This is a genomic window from Dasania marina DSM 21967 (genome assembly GCF_000373485.1).
In the GTDB taxonomy this organism is placed as follows: Bacteria; Pseudomonadota; Gammaproteobacteria; order Pseudomonadales; family Dasaniaceae; genus Dasania; species Dasania marina.
Genome location: NZ_KB891585.1, coordinates 22002 through 39478 on the forward strand (window position 1 = coordinate 22002; position 17477 = coordinate 39478).

Annotated in this window: 15 protein-coding genes; all 15 read left to right on the forward strand. The window is 48.8% G+C overall.

Annotated elements, in window-relative coordinates; all coding sequences use genetic code 11:
* Positions 1-3 precede the first annotated feature (3 nt).
* The 15 genes from leuD (at position 4) to B067_RS20080 (ending at position 17467) form a co-directional block, all read left to right on the forward strand.
* A complete protein-coding gene (gene leuD / locus B067_RS0109630; RefSeq protein WP_019529870.1) occupies positions 4-648 on the forward strand; it encodes a 3-isopropylmalate dehydratase small subunit in 645 nt (214 codons plus the stop codon).
* 14 nt (positions 649-662) lie between these two features.
* A complete protein-coding gene (gene leuB / locus B067_RS0109635) occupies positions 663-1742 on the forward strand; it encodes a 3-isopropylmalate dehydrogenase (protein ID WP_026244554.1) in 1080 nt (359 codons plus the stop codon).
* Between the two features lie 59 nt (positions 1743-1801).
* Positions 1802-2917, forward strand: coding sequence for an aspartate-semialdehyde dehydrogenase (gene asd, locus B067_RS0109640; protein ID WP_019529872.1), 1116 nt, complete (start codon positions 1802-1804; stop codon positions 2915-2917).
* Between the two features lie 610 nt (positions 2918-3527).
* Entirely contained in the window at positions 3528-6446 is a 2919-nt protein-coding gene (locus B067_RS0109650) for a motility hub landmark protein FimV (protein ID WP_019529874.1), read from the forward strand.
* Positions 6447-6637: 191 nt separating this feature from the next.
* Positions 6638-7468 carry a tRNA pseudouridine(38-40) synthase TruA gene (gene truA / locus B067_RS0109655; RefSeq protein ID WP_019529875.1) on the forward strand — a complete coding sequence of 277 codons (831 nt, stop codon included), beginning with the start codon at positions 6638-6640 and terminating at the stop codon, positions 7466-7468.
* Between the two features lie 78 nt (positions 7469-7546).
* A complete protein-coding gene (locus B067_RS0109660) occupies positions 7547-8230 on the forward strand; it encodes a phosphoribosylanthranilate isomerase (RefSeq protein ID WP_019529876.1) in 684 nt (227 codons plus the stop codon).
* Positions 8231-8294: 64 nt separating this feature from the next.
* Positions 8295-9479 carry a tryptophan synthase subunit beta gene (gene trpB, locus B067_RS0109665; protein WP_205619971.1) on the forward strand — a complete coding sequence of 395 codons (1185 nt, stop codon included), beginning with the start codon at positions 8295-8297 and terminating at the stop codon, positions 9477-9479.
* A 17-nt stretch (positions 9480-9496) separates the two neighbouring features.
* Positions 9497-10312, forward strand: coding sequence for a tryptophan synthase subunit alpha (trpA, locus tag B067_RS0109670; protein ID WP_019529878.1), 816 nt, complete (start codon positions 9497-9499; stop codon positions 10310-10312).
* Between the two features lie 31 nt (positions 10313-10343).
* Positions 10344-11207, forward strand: coding sequence for an acetyl-CoA carboxylase, carboxyltransferase subunit beta (gene accD / locus B067_RS0109675; protein WP_019529879.1), 864 nt, complete (start codon positions 10344-10346; stop codon positions 11205-11207).
* A 21-nt stretch (positions 11208-11228) separates the two neighbouring features.
* Positions 11229-12527, forward strand: a complete 1299-nt coding sequence (gene folC / locus B067_RS20075) for a bifunctional tetrahydrofolate synthase/dihydrofolate synthase (RefSeq protein ID WP_019529880.1) — start codon at positions 11229-11231, stop codon at positions 12525-12527.
* A complete protein-coding gene (locus B067_RS0109685; protein WP_019529881.1) occupies positions 12527-13105 on the forward strand; it encodes an SPOR domain-containing protein in 579 nt (192 codons plus the stop codon). The genes folC and B067_RS0109685 overlap by 1 nt, the downstream gene beginning before the upstream one ends.
* A gap of 30 nt (positions 13106-13135) precedes the next feature.
* Positions 13136-13645 (forward strand): CvpA family protein, encoded by a 510-nt coding sequence (locus tag B067_RS0109690; protein WP_019529882.1) that lies wholly within the window; start codon positions 13136-13138, stop codon positions 13643-13645.
* 86 nt (positions 13646-13731) lie between these two features.
* A complete protein-coding gene (purF, locus tag B067_RS0109695; protein WP_019529883.1) occupies positions 13732-15255 on the forward strand; it encodes an amidophosphoribosyltransferase in 1524 nt (507 codons plus the stop codon).
* Positions 15256-15297: 42 nt separating this feature from the next.
* The gene (locus B067_RS0109700; RefSeq protein ID WP_019529884.1) at positions 15298-16503 is read left to right on the forward strand and encodes an O-succinylhomoserine sulfhydrylase; all 1206 of its coding nucleotides are present in this window, start codon (positions 15298-15300) and stop codon (positions 16501-16503) included.
* 43 nt (positions 16504-16546) lie between these two features.
* Entirely contained in the window at positions 16547-17467 is a 921-nt protein-coding gene (locus B067_RS20080) for an AAA family ATPase (RefSeq protein WP_019529885.1), read from the forward strand.
* Positions 17468-17477 lie beyond the last annotated feature (10 nt).

The following is a 17477-nucleotide window of genomic DNA, read 5'->3' on the forward strand; positions in this document are numbered from 1 at the left end:
ATTATGCAAAAATTTACAATAGAAACCGGTATTGCCGCACCCATGGATAGAGCCAATGTGGATACCGATATGATTATCCCCAAGCAGTTCTTGAAATCGATTAAGCGTACCGGCTTTGGCCCTAACTTATTTGATGAATTACGTTACACCGATGAAGGTGCGCCGGGCAAAGATTGCGCAACGCGGCCGTTAAACAAGGAATTTCCGCTTAATTTCGCCCGCTACCAAGGCGCCAGTGTTTTGTTGGCCAAGGAAAATTTTGGTTGTGGCTCTAGCCGCGAGCACGCACCTTGGGCGCTGGATGATTACGGTTTTCGTGCGGTAATCGCCCCCAGTTTTGCCGATATTTTTTATAATAACTGCTTTAAAAATGGTTTGCTGCCCATCGTGTTAAGTGATGAAGTTGTCGAGCAATTATTTGCCGAGATGTATGCGCAAGAGGGCTACCAATTAACGGTGGACCTAGAGCAGCAGCAAGTTCGCACTCCCAGTGGTGAGGCTTTTTCTTTTGAGGTTGAGGGCTACCGCAAAGACTGTTTGTTAAATGGCTTGGATGATATAGGCGTTACTTTACAAGATGCCGACGCCATCAAGGCTTTCGAAGCTAAGTGGCAGCAACAATCACCTTGGTTATTTGCCAAATCATAACATTGGAGTTAGCAGTGTCTAAAAAAGTTTTATTGATTGCCGGTGACGGTATAGGCCCAGAGATTAGTGTTGAGGCCAAGCGTGTGCTCGATATTATTAATCAACAATTTGATTTAGGTATCGAATACGATGAGGCACTATTGGGCGGTGCTGCTATTGATGCCACGGGTGTGCCATTACCTGATGAAACTTTAGCGAAAGCAAAAGCTTGTGATGCCATTCTGTTTGGCGCTATAGGCGGCCCCAAGTGGGATAACATCGATCGTGAAATACGGCCAGAAAAAGGCCTGTTAGGTTTGCGCTCGGGCTTAGAGTTGTTTGGCAATTTGCGGCCTGCGATTTTATATCCGCAATTAGCCGATGCCTCATCGCTAAAGCCGGAAGTGGTTTCCGGTTTAGATATTTTAATCGTGCGGGAATTAACCGGCGGTATTTATTTTGGTGAGCCTCGCGGCATACGCACTTTAGAAAATGGTGAGCGCGAAGGCTATAACACTTACAAATACAACGAAACAGAAATACGTCGCATCGCCAAAGTGGCCTTTGAGGCGGCGAAAAAGCGCGGCGGCAAGCTGTGCTCTGTTGACAAAGCCAATGTGTTAGAAGCGACAGTACTGTGGCGTGAAATCGTCCAAGACATGGCCAAGGACTACCCCGAGGTAGAACTTAGCCATATGTATGTGGATAACGCCGCTATGCAATTAGTGCGTGCACCCAAGCAGTTTGACGTGATCGTTACCGGCAATTTATTTGGTGATATATTGTCAGATGCGGCGGCCATGCTCACCGGCTCTATAGGCATGCTGCCTTCGGCCTCACTGGATAAAAACGGTCGCGGCATGTATGAACCCTGTCACGGTTCGGCACCCGATATTGCGGGTCAGGGTAAGGCTAATCCCTTAGCTATGGTACTATCGGCTGCCATGATGTTGCGTTACTCCTTAGGGGCAACGGCGGCGGCGGATGCTATAGAAGCGGCAGTGGGTAAGGTTTTGGATCAGGGTTATCGCACACCGGATATTTATACTGAAGGTACCAAGCTGGTTTCTACCAGTGAGATGGGCGATGCCCTAGTGGCTGCTTTAACTGAATAGCAGCGGCATTAACGACGTAATTTTTTCGCTGCGGCGAACGGACAGTATTGAGAGTAATTATGAATAGAGTAGGTTTTGTAGGTTGGCGTGGCATGGTCGGTTCCGTATTAATGGAACGTATGATGGCTGAAGGCGATTTTGCTGATATCAACGAACCGGTATTTTTCACCACCTCCAACGTAGGTGGCGCGGGCCCGGACATAGGTCGTGTTATAGCGCCGTTAAAAGATGCCAACGATATTGCTGCATTACAAAGCATGGATGTCATTGTTTCTTGTCAGGGTGGCGATTACACCAAGGCCGTATTTGGACCCTTGCGTGAGGCTGGCTGGCAGGGGTATTGGATAGATGCGGCTTCTAGCTTGCGCATGGCTGACGACGCGCTGATCATCCTAGACCCCGTTAATATGAACGTGATTAAAGACGGCCTAGCCAACGGCGTAAAAAACTTTATTGGCGGTAACTGTACCGTGAGCTTAATGCTAATGGCCATGGGCGGCTTGTTCCGCGAAGGCTTGGTGCAGTGGACAACGGCCATGACTTACCAAGCCGCTAGCGGTGCCGGCGCCCAAAATATGCGTGAGTTAATCTCGCAAATGGGTGCCATAGAAGCCGGCGTTGCCGAGCAACTGGCTGACCCTGCCAGTGCTATTTTAGAGATAGATCGCAAAGTGGCTGCCACTATGCGCGGTGCTGATTTCCCCACCGCCAACTTTGGTGCGCCTTTAGCGGGCAGCTTATTACCGTGGATAGATACGCAATTAGACAATGGCCAAAGCCGCGAAGAGTGGAAGGGTCAAGCGGAAACCAACAAAATATTGGGTTCATCGGCGCAGCCTGTACCCGTTGATGGTCTCTGTGTACGGGTGGGTGCTATGCGCTGCCACAGCCAGGCTTTAACGATAAAACTGACTAAGAATGTACCCATGGATGAGATACACTCCATCTTGGCGTCGGCTAACGATTGGGTAAAAGTAGTGCCCAATGAGCGCGAGGCCAGCTTGCAGCAGCTAACGCCTACGGCGGTAACCGGCACCTTGCAGGTACCTATAGGCCGTTTGCGCAAAATGAATATGGGCCCTGAATATTTGTCAGCCTTTACCGTAGGTGACCAATTGCTATGGGGTGCTGCTGAGCCTGTGCGCCGTATGCTGCGTATTTTGTTAGAGGCATAAGTCTGTATGGCTAACCCTTGATATCGCCGTAGAGGGTGCCGTGCTAGGGATATTGGCAGGGGTCAATCCCGCTGGCCAAGCGCTATGCCTTGGTCATCGCCTAATCGGCAAGGGATTCTAATATTTGCCAGCAGCTCCGCGATGATATAAAGCTAGTTTAACGTTGATTGTAGTCTGGTCTCTATCCCGCTGCTTTCTGTTGCTAGTCTATCGTGGCGTTAGCCGGTGAAGTGGTGGCCGGCTAGGGCTGTAGTTGATAGCGAACACATTGATGACGATTATGCTGCGGCATTGGCTGATGCTGTCGCTAACGAGACGGCGCTTGTTGCTTGGCTGCGGCAAGCTATTTTTCACCCTAACGCCCTTAATCTGTGGACTGTGTCAGATAATATGCCAAAAAGGCCTGTTTTAAGCCGTGTTCAGATTGTTGAAATCTTGCTAAAAAGCTATTTCTAATCAATACTTACGCCAACTAGTAAAGACCTATTCTAGGTTTTTTACCGTTTCGACATTCGGTTGCCTCAATAGCTTAATTATTGAGCAGTCGTAACCGTTACGGAACAATAAAGATAAAAAGCTGACAATAAAGCTCAAGATAGGGAAAGTAGCGATGATGGTGCGTAAAAAGCTTGCGGTAGTGGTAGCGGCATTGGGGGCATTGCAAACTGATGTAGCCAGTGCATTAGGGCTAGGAGAGCTCAGCCTGAGTTCTGCTCTAAACCAGCCGTTAGAGGCCGAAATCAGATTATTAGATACCGGTGAGCTAGACGCTACACAGGTGCTGGTAAAGCTTGGGGCCAGGGAAGACTTTGACCGTGCCGGTGTTAGCCGCGACTTCTTCCTCTCCAACTTAAAGTTTAAGGTAGAGGTGAATGAAAACGGTCACGGCGTGATTAAGATCAACACCCGTGAAAACGTTATTGAGCCTTACCTAGATTTTATTATTGAAGCTCGCTGGCCCAGTGGCCGCATATTGCGAGAATACACCGTTTTATTGGACTTACCCACTTACAGTGCAGTACCGGCTCCGACAGTGACCGCATCGGCAGTGACTAGCGCGGCTAAAATTGCTGATAGTAAGGTTATGGTACCCGCCCCAAAGCGTGCAGTGCCCCCACAGCCTCGTTCAACGGGCAGCTCTAGCCGGGAGAGTCTTAGGCAAGGCACCTTAAAACCGGGCGAAAGTTATCGTGTGCGTCGCGATGAAACCTTATGGGAAATCGCCGCTAAAAGCCGCCCCACGCCTAATACCTCTGTGCAGCAATCCATGCTGGGCATACAGCGTGCTAACCCTGAAGCTTTTATCAATGGCAATATTAACCGCTTAAAAGCGGGTTATGTATTGCGCATACCTACCCAAAATCAAATAGCAGACATTTCCGATAATTTGGCCACCAAAGAAGTGGCTAATCAGAATCGTGCTTGGAAAACCGGTGAACAAGCGCCATCGTTGCTGACCGAGGCGCCCTTGGATGCTTCGGCAACCACGGCTAAAACGGATAAAGCGGCTGCTGCTGATGCCCGTTTAAGTATTGCAGGTTCAGGTAGTAGTGATAAAGCAGGTAGCGACGGGGTGGGTAGTAATGCTAACGGCTCTGCCGCACTTAGCGAAGAACTAGCGGTAGCGGCAGAAGATTTAGAAAAAACCAAGCGCCACAATGACGAGCTCGCTGGGCGTTTAAGTGATATGGAAGCCAAAATGGCAACCTTACAGCGTTTGTTGGAGCTAAAAGAAGATCAGTTAGCGGCCTTACAATCCAGCAAAGGCCAGCCAGTCACTAGTGCTGAGCCTGCTAAGACACAAGCTGCCGCCGTTCCTAAAGCAGAGCCAAGTTTTGTTGATCAGCTATTAAGCCCACTCAATTTAGGGATTGCCGGTGGCTTAATCGCTTTGGCCGCTATTGTTGCGCTACTGCGTCGCCGTAAGCAGGCTGACCAAGAGCAGGAGATGGCCTCGGCCTTTGCTGAGCCAGAAGCAGAGGATTTAGATGAGTTATCCCTAGGTGATGAAGACTTAGGTGCAGAGCTAGATGAGCAGCTGGATGATAGCGATATCGACTTGGCAGAAGCCAATGTTGGTGACTTTGCCATCGAAGAGGAAATGGAAGCGGTGGTTGAAGAGCCTGCACCGGTGCAATCGGAAACGGGCGATGCTATTGCTGAGGCGGATATTTATATCGCCTATGGTCGTTTTCAGCAGGCTATGGATTTATTAAAAACCGCCCACAGCCAAGAGCCTCAACGCTCAGATATTTTAGTTAAGTTGTTGGAAGTGTGTTTGGAAGCTAGAGATAAGCCATCCTTCCAAGAGTTTTACGTCAAGTTGCAGGCCCTGGGTGACGAGTCTGCGGTTATTCAAGTGAAAGAAATGTTATCTAGCATCGATGGCGTTGCTGATTGGTTGGATGATTTACCCTCAACAGCCTTAGATATTAGCGATGCAGATATGGATGCTGAGCTTATCGATGGCGATGAATCTGAAGAGTCCTTGGAGTTAGAATCTGTTGACCTGGGTTTAGATGACGATGATCTCGAGCTGGACTTAGAGTTGGATTTAGAGGGTGACGACTTAGAGGATTTATCAGAAAGTCGCACTATGCAGTTCGATACCTCCTTGCTGGACCAGCAGTTAGGTGCTGATAGCGCTGAAGAGGATGGCGCTGCACTGGAATTGGATGAAGGTGAGCTGGACTTAGAGCTAGAGCTAGACGAAAGTGGGCTGGATGAAGCCTTGGCTGGTTTATCGCTGGAAGATGAATTAGAGCCGCTGGATGACGATAGTTTGGATCTAGATCTAGCCGATTTTGAGGCTGAGTTGGAGTCAGATGATGCACCTACTGTCGATAAGCTGGAGCTAGAGGAAGAGCACGACTTGGCGGCTGACTTAGAGTTGGCGGTGGACTTAGAATCTACTGATTCGGAAACAGAGCAAGAGCCCGAGTTGGAAGCGTTAAATTTTAGCGCTGATCTTGATGATCTCAACGCTGATTTAGATTCAGGCTTGGATTCTGATTTGGATTTAGAATCGCTCAGTCTTGATGAAGATAGCGATTCTTTTAGTGCAGAATTAGATGGCGATGATTTTGAATTATCCGAAGAGTTATCGGCTCTGGATAGTGAGCTAGAACTAACTGAGCAGCCCGCTACTGGCGAGAAATCCGCCGATGAGGGTGACTTGCCAGCCGACCCTAGCGAAGAGCTAGTCAGCTTAGATGAAGATTTGACTGAAGAAGACTTGGTCGAGCAGTTAGATGAGGCGGTGTCGGATCTGGGTGCCGACGCTCAACGTTTAGATCTAGATCTGACCGAAACCAACGAAAGTTTCGATGAGCCGGTGACAGTTGATGAGGATGACGATGAGTTTGATTTCTTATCTGATACCGATGAGGTAGCGACTAAATTGGACCTGGCTAGAGCCTACATCGATATGGGTGATACCGACGGCGCCAAAGATATACTGGACGAAGTCGTGCAGGAAGGTAGTGACGAGCAAAAGCAAGAGGCCAGTGCTTTGCTAGAGCGCGTCTAATCTAACAGCGTTGTAAAAAGCCTCGGTTTACCGGGGCTTTTTTATGTCTGGTGTTTGACTCATCGGGCCCCAGCTAGTGTTATGATACGCCTTTTTTACCGGTAGCTTTCGTAGCTGTCTGATTAAGAATCATGAAGTCGGCTTGTTCAGAGTTGAAAATGTTGGCCTAGATAAGTAATGAGTGTTACGCAATGAGTTTGCCAGAGTACGAAACCATTAACCCCGGCGATAGAGTGGCGGTAGCTATTAGCTATGACGGTAGCGCCTATCACGGTTGGCAAAGTCAGCTGAAGCCGCAGGTGCCCACCGTGCAAGAGGGTTTGGAACAAGCCTTAAGTTTCGTCGCCAATGGCCCCATCAAGGTGCATTGTGCCGGCCGCACCGATAGTGGTGTGCATGCCAGCCATCAGCTGGTTCACTTTGAAAGCCCGGTAGCGCGCAGCGAAAAAGCGTGGGTGCAAGGAGGTAATACCCGCTTGCCTGCAGGTATAGCCATACATTGGGCTAAGCCTGTGGCCGAGGATTTCCACGCCCGTTTTAGTGCTACGGCTAGGCGTTATCGCTATGTGATCTTAAACGATACAGTTAGGCCGGCCTTGCTGGCTAATGGCGTTACCTTTGCGAGCCGGCCGTTGAATGCCGAGCGTATGCATGCGGAGGCGCAATGTCTGTTGGGTGAATTGGATTTCACCTCTTTTAGGGCGGTAGCCTGCCAAGCCAATAGCCCAATGCGCAATGTCCATTTTATACGGGTGTATCGCCGCCAGCAGCTGGTAATTATCGATATACAGGCCAATGCTTTTTTGTATCACATGGTGCGCAATATTGCCGGCGCCTTAATGGACGTGGGCGTGGGTAAGCAGCCGGCGGGCTGGTTACAAGAGATTTTGCTGGCTAAAGATCGCAGTTTATCCAGCGCCACGGCGTCACCCAAGGGTTTGTATTTGGTGGATGTGGCGTATCCCCAGCACTTTAATTTACCCCCGGTGGCGGTGGGGCCGTACTTTGTTCCGGCCGATTGAATAAGCTGTGGCTTAGGCCTTGAATAATCACGCTTTTTCCGCCGCTACTAGCGACATGCAGGGGCGGTTGTTGCTAGAATGGTCGTTTTTTTAGAAGCATCCTTTTGGGCTTGGCGTAATAACGTGCAACGTACTCGAATAAAGATCTGCGGCATCACCTCTAAGCAAGATGCACAGCTAGCGATAGCGGCGGGTGCCGATGCTATAGGTTTGGTGTTTTATGCTGCCAGCCCAAGAGCCGTGGATATAGCGCAAGCACAAGTAATCTGTCAGGCCTTGCCCCCATTTGTTACAGTTGTGGCCTTGGTGGTTAACCCAGAGCAAGATTTTGTGACGGAGCTGATAGCCAAAGTACCGGTAGACTTATTGCAGTTTCACGGTGATGAGCCGGCAGAATTTTGCCAACAGTTTGGCAAGCCCTATCTGAAAGCCATAAGAATGCGGCCAGAGCTGGACTTAGCAGCCTGCTTTGACCAGTACGCAGGCGCTAGCGCACTGCTACTAGATGCCTATCGCAAAGACGTACCGGGCGGCACCGGCGAGTGTTTTGATTGGGCACGTATACCGGCACAGCGGCCCATGCCCATAGTCTTGGCGGGTGGTTTAGCGGCAGGTAATGTCGGCGCAGCCATAAAACAGGTCGCGCCGTATGCGGTAGATGTTAGCGGTGGTGTAGAGGCGCAACCTGGCCGCAAAAACAGCGCTAAAATAACGGCCTTTATACGGGCAGTAAACAGCGCCAACCGCGCTGATAAATTATGAATTCATTGGAATAGTGTGAGTAAGTATTGTGAGTAGTGATAAAGCGATTATTGATTATAAAGCGATGCCCGATAGCGATGGCCACTTCGGTATTTATGGTGGCAAGTTTGTATCGGAAACGCTAATGGCAGCGTTAACCGAGCTGACCGAGAGTTATGAAAAATTATCTAAAGATGCTGATTTCCAAGCAGAATTCGATAAAGACTTAGCCCACTATGTAGGCCGACCTTCGCCGTTGTATCACGCCGAACGTTGGAGTCGCGAATTGGGTGGCGCACAAATTTATTTAAAGCGTGAAGATCTCAACCACACCGGCGCACACAAAATAAACAACACCGTAGGCCAGGCCTTATTGGCCAAGTACTCCGGTAAAACCCGCATTATCGCTGAAACCGGCGCCGGCCAGCACGGCGTTGCCTCAGCCACCATCGCTGCGCGTTTGGGCATGGAATGCGTGGTGTATATGGGTGAAGAAGATGTACGCAGGCAGGCCTTAAATGTTTATCGCATGAAATTATTGGGCGCCACGGTGGTGCCGGTTACTTCTGGCTCTAAAACGTTAAAAGATGCCATGAACGAAGCCATGCGCGATTGGGTCACCAATGTCGACAATACCTTTTATATTATAGGCTCTGCCGCTGGCCCTCATCCTTACCCCAAATTAGTACGCGATTTTCAATCGGTGATAGGCCGTGAAGCGCGTGAGCAATCGTTAGCCATGACCGGTAAATTACCCGATGCTCTGGTAGCTTGTGTAGGCGGTGGCTCTAACGCCATCGGTTTATTTCACCCCTTTTTGAGCGACGCTAGCGTTGCCATGTATGGGGTAGAGGCTGGCGGTCATGGTGTGGAAACGGGCCAGCATGCAGCGCCGCTTAGTACGGGTAAGCCCGGCGTGTTGCACGGTAACCGCACTTATTTAATGCAAGATGAAGATGGCCAGATTTTACATACCCATTCAATATCAGCCGGCTTAGATTATCCCGGTGTGGGCCCTGAGCACTCGTGGTTAAAAGATATAGAACGGGTAAACTACGTAACTATTAATGACGACGAGGCCCTAGCGGCTTTCCATCATCTAACGCGCATAGAGGGCATAATGCCGGCGTTGGAGTCCAGTCACGCGCTGGCCTATGCTGAGAAGTTGGTTAAGACCCTTAGCCCCGAACAAACTATAATCGTCAATCTTTCTGGCCGTGGTGATAAAGATATACACACCGTGGCAGAGTTAGACGGCATTTCATTTTAATACCAGAGGATAAACTGTTGAGTCGTATTGCAGGCTGTTTTGAAAAGCTACAGCAACAAGGTCGCAAAGCCTTAATTCCCTATATTGTTGCGGGTGACCCCAGCCAAGAACTGACTGTGCCTTTAATGCATAAGTTGGTTGAGCAGGGTGCGAATATTATAGAAATAGGCGTGCCGTTCTCTGATCCTATGGCCGAAGGCCCAGTGATACAGTTGGCCCATGAGCGCGCCCTAGAAAGTCACACGGGTTTGCGTGGCATATTGGCCATGGTAACAACGTTTAGAGAAACCAATAACGATACCCCCGTGGTGTTAATGGGCTATGCTAATCCAGTAGAGCATATGGGTTATCAAGCTTTTGCCAGCGCCGCCCATGAGGCAGGTGTTGACGGGGTGTTGACGGTAGATATTCCGCCCGAAGAAGCTACGCCACTCAATACCGAACTAAAAAAATTCGCTATTGATCATATATTCTTAATTGCACCGACCACCGATGAGCAGCGCATTAAGCAAATTGCCGCGTTGGCCACGGGTTTTGTTTATTTTGTTTCCCTTAAAGGGGTGACTGGCGCAGGCCATTTGGACACCGCTATGGTTGAGCGAAAACTGACGAAAATAAAGGCCCATACTTCGCTGCCCATAGGTGTAGGTTTTGGTATTAAAGATGCCGATACCGCCGCGGCGATTGCTAAGCTAGCCGAAGGTGTGGTGGTAGGCAGTGCCTTGGTAGATGCGGTGCATCAACAAGTGCAGAAAAACACTGACGAACAAACACTATTAAATACAGCGACACAAATTATTGCTGATATGCGCTTAGCTATAGATGCGGTTTAAATAATTTTTATTTTTTAATGTGGATCATACTATGAGTTGGTTAGATAAAATTGTTCCATCAATGGTTCGTAAAAACGACGATGAGCGACGCACCTCAGTACCCGAAGGGCTTTGGAAAAAATGTCCTAAATGTGAGTCGGTATTATATCGCCCCGAATTAGAAAAGAACTTAGATGTATGCCCCAAGTGCGAACATCATATGCGCATAGGTGCGCGTCGCCGCTTGGCTAGTTTTTTAGATGAAGCTAATGCGGTAGAAGTGTTGGCTCACATAGAGCCAGTAGATCGTTTAAAGTTTAAAGACAAAAAGAAATATAAAGATCGCTTAATCGCGGCACAAAAAGCCACGGGTGAAAAAGATGCGTTAATTGCTATGCAAGGCACCTTAAAAGGCCTGCCTTTAGTGGCGGTGGCGTTTGAATTTAACTTCCACGGTGGCTCTATGGGCTCAGCGGTAGGTGAGAAATTCACCCAGGCTGCTAATATCGCCTTAAAAGAAAATATCCCTTTGGTGTGTTTCTCTGCTTCTGGCGGTGCGCGTATGCAAGAGGCTTTGATCTCGTTAATGCAAATGGCAAAAACCAGTGCTGTTATTGAGCGCATGCGTCAACAAGGCGTGCCTTATATCTCAGTAATGACTGATCCTATATACGGTGGCGTTTCCGCTAGCTTGGCCTTGTTAGGTGATGTGAATGTTGCCGAACCCGATGCTCGTGCCGGATTTGCTGGCCCGCAAATTATCGAACAAACCATTAGGCAAAAACTACCTGAGGGCTTCCAGCGCAGTGAGTTTTTATTAGAACACGGTGCTATCGATATGATAGTTGAACGCAAAAACATGCGTGATGAGCTGGCTAATTTATTAGCCAAAATGACTCATCAAAACTTACATTAATGCTTGGCGTAACAAACACTAATGCGTTTTGATACCTTGCAGGGCTGGCTATCGTGGATAGAGTCCTGTCACCCCTCCGAAATTGAACTTGGCCTAGAGCGTATGGGCCAAGTGTTTCAACGCTTACAAACCGACTTCAGCAAAACAAAAATTATTACCGTTGCCGGCACTAATGGCAAAGGCTCCTGTGTGGCGGCGTTAGAGCATTTACTGCTGAAGGCCGGTTTCAGTGTTGGCTGTTATACCTCACCACATTTTATACGTTATAACGAACGCATAAAGGTGAATGGCCAAGAGATAGATAATCAGGCTTTAATGCAAAGCTTTGAAAAAGTCGATCAACTGCGCGGCGAAATTTCGCTAACCTATTTTGAATACGGCACCTTGGCGGGGCTGGATCTATTTTCCACTCAGCAATTAGATGTAGTGATTATGGAAGTGGGCCTAGGTGGCCGCTTAGATGCTAGCAATATCGTTGATGCTGATATTGCCATAGTCACCAATATTGCTATAGATCATGTCGATTGGTTGGGTAGCAACAAAGAAGTGATAGGCCGTGAAAAAGCAGGCATATTCCGCGCAGGCAAAATTGCTTTATGTGGCGACCCGCAACCGCCAGCTTCGGTGCAGGCGGTAGCGCAAGAATTAGGCGCTATTTTTTATCAGCGCGATAAAGATTTTACGGTATCTGTACAGGGGCAGTATTTTGATTGGCAGGGGATAGGTACGCAGCCATCTGATAGGCCGCATATTAACGGTTTACCCCTTTGTCATTTACCTTTTGATAGTGTGGTAGTGGCGATACAGGCTTGCCAATTACTGGGGCTGCCTGCCGCTGCTGCGTTTTACCAAGGCTTGGCGCAGCTGCAACTGGCCGGTCGCTTTCAACGCTGCAGCTATCAAGGCAAAGAATTGGTGTTAGATGTGGCGCACAATCCCGCTGCTGCCGCACATTTAGCGCAGCGCTTGGCGCAAGAGCCTGCTCAGGGTAACAATTACGCTTTAGTGGCGATGATGGCAGATAAAGACATAGACGCTATTTTAGCGCCGCTGGCTAACAGCTTTGCCTCTTGGTTTGTGGCTGATTTACAGGCGAATCCACGTGCGTTAAAGGCCCAGGCTTTAGCTGCGCGCATAGCTGCGGTGGGTTGCGGTCCGGTGCAGCAATCGGCAACGATGAGCGAGGCCTTGCAAACAGCGCTGGCACTGATGGCAGCAGAAGACCGTTTGATCGTGTTTGGTTCGTTCTTCACGGTTGCTGAGATAGTTAAATTAATAGATGATTCGCAGCTAACAGACAATCGCAGGGGAGAGGCTTAATGCAGTCAGGTGTACGTCAACGTTTAGTCGGTGCGTTTGTGTTGATCTGCGTGGCCGCTATTTTATGGCCTGTGCTATTTTCTAAAAGCGTTAATCCAGTATTGGATAGGCGCAGTCAAATACCTGCCATCCCCGCCTTTGAAAAATACGAGATTAAAAAGCCTGTTAAGCCGGTTAATGTTAGCGAAGTGATGCGCTATCAGCCCGAGGCTGCAGACGATAGCTTAGAGCCTGAACCGGCTAAAGCTGAGAGTAAATCTAGCCCTGAGCCGCAGCCTGCTGCCAACACAGTTAATAACCTGCCACAAAAGCCGGCGTTTAGTGAGCAAGGCTTACCGGTGTATTGGACTTTACAGCTGGCCAGTTTTAGCCAGCAAGAGAAAGCCGATAAGCTTAAGCAGGCGCTGTTAGCCAAGGGTTATAAAGTGGATATGCAAACGGTTAAAACCAGCAAAGGCGATAGGGTGCGTGTGTATGTGGGCCCGAAGTTAGATAAGTCGGTGCTGGAGAAAATCAAACCTGCTATCGATAAAGAATTTAAGGTGAAATCCCTATTAGTGCAGTTTTCACCAAGATAATAGGCGACTGATGTTTAGGGATTATTTATAATGAGCGACGCTATGATGAATTGGGCCGACTGGATATTAGTGGGCATTATTGGAGTATCCTGCCTAATAAGCATTAAGCGCGGTTTTTTTAAAGAGGCTATATCCCTGGGTATATGGGCTTTGGCTTTTTTTGTGGCGGTGACTTTTCACGAGCAATTAGCGGTATTGTTACAGGGCAGTATAGCCTCGGCCTCCATACGTTATTTAGTGTCTTTTGGGCTGTTGTTTGGGGTAACGCTGATCGTCGGCTCTATGGTTAATTACCTTTTTTCTGAGTTGGTGAAAATGACTGGCTTATCTGGTACCGACAGAGCCTTAGGGGTCGTGTTTGGTTTGGCCAGAGGCGTGATCATCGTGATGGCCATACTTATTTTTACCCCTATGTTGGTACCCGTAAAGCAAGATGTTTGGTGGAACGAGTCGCTACTGATTCCACAATTTTTATTAATGGAAACCTGGTCGCGTGATACCTTTGCGCAACTGACTGGCTGGTTATCAGGTTTGCTGTAGCGCTATTTTAAAATTGCTCCGCAAGGATATGGAGTGAGTCGTTCAGGATGTCAATTTACACAATTTAATTATCTGGAGTCAGGGCAATGTGTGGCATAGCCGGTATAGTCGCAAAGTCCAATGTAAACCAAGCGTTATATGACGCGTTAACGGTTCTACAACATCGCGGTCAAGATGCAGCGGGTATTGTTACCTGCGAAGGTGGTCGTCTTAATCAGCGTAAGGCCAATGGATTGGTAAAAGATGTGTTTCACTTGCGCCACATGAAACACTTGCAAGGTAATATGGGGGTAGGTCATGTCCGCTACCCTACCGCAGGCAGCTCCAGTCCGGCATTGGCACAGCCTTTTTATGTTAATTCGCCTTACGGTATTAGCTTGGCGCACAATGGTAACCTTACCAATACCGCCGAGTTAGCCAAGGCCATTTATCAAGAAGATTTACGCCACTTAAATACTGATTCTGACTCTGAAGTGTTGCTGAATATTTTTGCCCATGAGCTGCAAAAACTAGGCAAGCTCACGCCCTCGGCCGACGATATTTTTACCGCTGTTAAAGGTGTGCACCGACGCTGTAAAGGTGGCTATGCAGTTATCGCTATGGTTGCGAACTATGGTTTAGTCGCCTTTAGAGATCCACACGGCATACGCCCTATAGTGTTTGGCGAGCGCGAGACCGAAGCCGGTACAGAATATATGGTGGCCTCTGAGAGTGTGGCGCTAGATGTAATCGGTTTTGACCTGACGCGTGATATTGCAGCCGGTGAAGCTATTTTTATCACCACTGAGGGTGAGGTGCATACCCAGCAATGTGTGGATAATCCGAAACTAACCCCTTGTATTTTTGAACATGTGTATTTCGCCAGGCCCGATTCTATTATGGATGGTGTGTCGGTGTATAAATCACGTCTGCGCCAGGGCGATAAATTAGCCGAGAAAGTTAAGCGCGAACGCCCCAATCACGATATAGACGTCATTATTCCCATACCCGATTCCAGCCGTATAGCTGCCCAAGCTATGGCTAGTGTCTTAGGGGTTAAATTTCGTGAAGGTTTGGTGAAAAACCGTTACATAGGCCGCACCTTTATTATGCCTGGCCAAAGCCAGCGTAAAAAATCGGTGCGCCAAAAACTCAATGCCATAGAGCTAGAGTTTAAAGATAAAAACGTAATGCTGGTAGATGACTCCATCGTCCGCGGCACTACCTGCCAACAAATTATTCAAATGGCTAGGGATGCCGGCGCGGCAAAAGTGTATTTTGCCTCGGCAGCACCGGCGGTACGTTATCCCAATGTGTACGGCATTGATATGCCTTCTGTCCATGAGCTAATTGCTCACGGCCGCAGCACCGAAGAAGTGTGCGAGAAAATAGGGGCCGACTGGTTGCTGTATCAAGATTTAGGCGACTTGATAGAGAGCTGTGCCGAAGGTAATCCTGCGATAGAACAATTTGATTGTTCGGTCTTCAACGGTGAATATATCACCGGCGATGTCGATGACAATTACTTAGGTGCTCTTGAGGCGGCCAGAAGTGATGCGTCTAAAAAAGCGCCGCAAACGGCTTTGTCGGATGAAATTATAGGCCTGCATAATGACGAGGCCGCACATTAAGCGCTGGGTTATTTAGTCCTAGCTATAGAGCAAGGTTAAGGTATGTCAGACAGGGAACAAAAATTACAACAGGCCTTATTAGAGGCAGAGCTGGATACCTTAGCTATACGTGCAGGGCAGTCGCGCAGCGCCGAAGGCGAACACTGCGAGTCTATAGTCACTACATCTAGCTATGTCTTTGACTCGGCCGCCCATGCAGCGGCGCGATTCTCAGGGGAAGAAGAAGGCAATGTCTACTCGCGTTATACCAACCCTACCGTGCGTACCTTTGAAAAGCGCATCGCGGCCATGGAAGGGGGCGAGGCTGCAGTAGCTACCTCATCCGGTATGGCGGCGATTTTAAGTACCTGCATGGCCTTACTTAGGTCTGGCGATCACGTGTTGTCATCGCGCAGCATCTTCGGTACCACTACGGCTTTATTTACTCGTTACTTGGCTAAGTTTGGGGTGGAGGTAACATTTGTGTCGCCGCTAAACGTAGCCGATTGGCAGGCCGCGATACAGCCCAATACCCGTTTATTGTTTGTTGAAACGCCGTCTAATCCGCTGGCAGAAATCGCTGATATTACCGCCTTGGCTAATTTGGCTAAACAGCATGATTGTTTGCTGGCGGTGGATAATTGTTTTTGCACGCCTGCCTTACAAAAACCTTTAGAGTTTGGTGCCGATTTAATCATACACTCCGCTACCAAATACCTAGATGGCCAAGGCCGTTGCATGGGTGGTGTAGTGGTGGGTGAAAAAGCGGTGATTACGGAAATCATTGGTTTCTTGCGTTCCTGTGGCCCCACTATGAGCCCCTTTAATGCTTGGATATTTTTAAAAGGTTTAGAAACCCTGCGCCTGCGTATGGATGCCCACAGTGCCAACGCCCTAGAGCTGGCGTTGTGGTTAGAGCAACAGCCCGGCATAGAGAAAGTTTTTTACGCGGGTTTACCTACGCATCCGCAACATGCTTTGGCGGCGAAACAGCAGCGCGCTTTTGGCGGGGTGTTGTCTTTTGCTGTGAGCGGCCAGCGGGCAGAGGCCTGGCGCTTTATTGATGCCACCGCTATTTGTTCGTTAACCGCAAACTTAGGTGATGTAAAAACCACTATCGTTCATCCCGCTACCACTACCCATGGCCGTTTAACTGACCAGCAAAGGACAGAGGCGGGTATTGGTGAAAACCTAATACGGCTGGCAGTAGGCCTTGAAGATATTAAAGATTTGAAAGCGGATATGGCTAGAGGTTTAGCCGCGCTATAACGTCAGCCGTTTTAAAAGCCGGGTACAATAATAAGGCGTTACTATGCATAAGCTGGTAGACCAGGCAGTTGCCGAAGTAGGCACTGTGTTATTGGGTAAAGAGCAGCAAGTGCGCTTAGCGCTATGCTGCTTGATTGCACAAGGGCATTTGCTGATAGAAGACTTGCCCGGCATGGGTAAAACCATACTCTCTAATGCCTTAGCCCGTGTCTTAGGTTTAGATTACCAACGGGTGCAATTCACCAGCGATTTACTACCTGCCGATGTCTTGGGTGTGTCGATTTTTAATAGGCAAGATTCCAGCTTCCGCTTTATGCCCGGGCCGATTTTTTCGCAGCTATTACTGGCCGATGAAATTAACCGCAGCACACCCAAAACCCAAAGCGCTTTGCTAGAGGCTATGGAAGAAGGGCAGGTGAGTATAGAAGGTAAAACCCGTGATCTCCCTACGCCTTTTTTTGTTATCGCCACTCAAAACCCTAGCAGCCAAGCCGGCACTTACCCCTTACCCGAATCACAACTTGATAGATTTTTAATGCGCATTAGCTTGGGTTATCCCAGCCGTGATGCCGAACGTAAATTATTATTGGGTGATGACAGCCGCCAAAAATTACCGTTGCTAAAAACCTGTGTCAGTAAAGAGCAATTATTTGCACTGCAAGCCGCCGTTAAAGACATACATTGCTCAGAAGACTTAATGGATTATCTGCAGCGCTTAATTGCCTTTAGCCGTAAACATAATGAGATAGCCTGTGGCCTGTCACCGCGTGGGGCTATAGCCTTGTTGCGCTGCGCTAAGGCTTGGGCCTTAATGCAGGGCCGCGGCCATGTGGTACCCGAGGATATACAAGTGGTTTTACCCGCCGTGGTCGAGCATCGCCTACAGCATGCGGCAGAATATCGTGGCGACACCGCTGGTTTATCGCAGCGTATGTTAGCCGAGGTAGCCGTACTTAACGCCTAAGCCTATACCC

Coding starts and splice junctions, on each gene's coding strand:
- leuD (WP_019529870.1), top strand. CDS start 4: ATGCAAAAATTTACAATAGAAACCGGTATTGCCGCACCCATGGATAGA.
- asd (WP_019529872.1), top strand. CDS start 1,802: ATGAATAGAGTAGGTTTTGTAGGTTGGCGTGGCATGGTCGGTTCCGTA.
- B067_RS0109650 (WP_019529874.1), top strand. CDS start 3,528: ATGATGGTGCGTAAAAAGCTTGCGGTAGTGGTAGCGGCATTGGGGGCA.
- truA (WP_019529875.1), top strand. CDS start 6,638: ATGAGTTTGCCAGAGTACGAAACCATTAACCCCGGCGATAGAGTGGCG.
- B067_RS0109660 (WP_019529876.1), top strand. CDS start 7,547: ATGGTCGTTTTTTTAGAAGCATCCTTTTGGGCTTGGCGTAATAACGTG.
- trpB (WP_205619971.1), top strand. CDS start 8,295: ATGCCCGATAGCGATGGCCACTTCGGTATTTATGGTGGCAAGTTTGTA.
- accD (WP_019529879.1), top strand. CDS start 10,344: ATGAGTTGGTTAGATAAAATTGTTCCATCAATGGTTCGTAAAAACGAC.
- folC (WP_019529880.1), top strand. CDS start 11,229: ATGCGTTTTGATACCTTGCAGGGCTGGCTATCGTGGATAGAGTCCTGT.
- B067_RS0109685 (WP_019529881.1), top strand. CDS start 12,527: ATGCAGTCAGGTGTACGTCAACGTTTAGTCGGTGCGTTTGTGTTGATC.
- B067_RS0109690 (WP_019529882.1), top strand. CDS start 13,136: ATGAGCGACGCTATGATGAATTGGGCCGACTGGATATTAGTGGGCATT.
- purF (WP_019529883.1), top strand. CDS start 13,732: ATGTGTGGCATAGCCGGTATAGTCGCAAAGTCCAATGTAAACCAAGCG.
- B067_RS0109700 (WP_019529884.1), top strand. CDS start 15,298: ATGTCAGACAGGGAACAAAAATTACAACAGGCCTTATTAGAGGCAGAG.
- B067_RS20080 (WP_019529885.1), top strand. CDS start 16,547: ATGCATAAGCTGGTAGACCAGGCAGTTGCCGAAGTAGGCACTGTGTTA.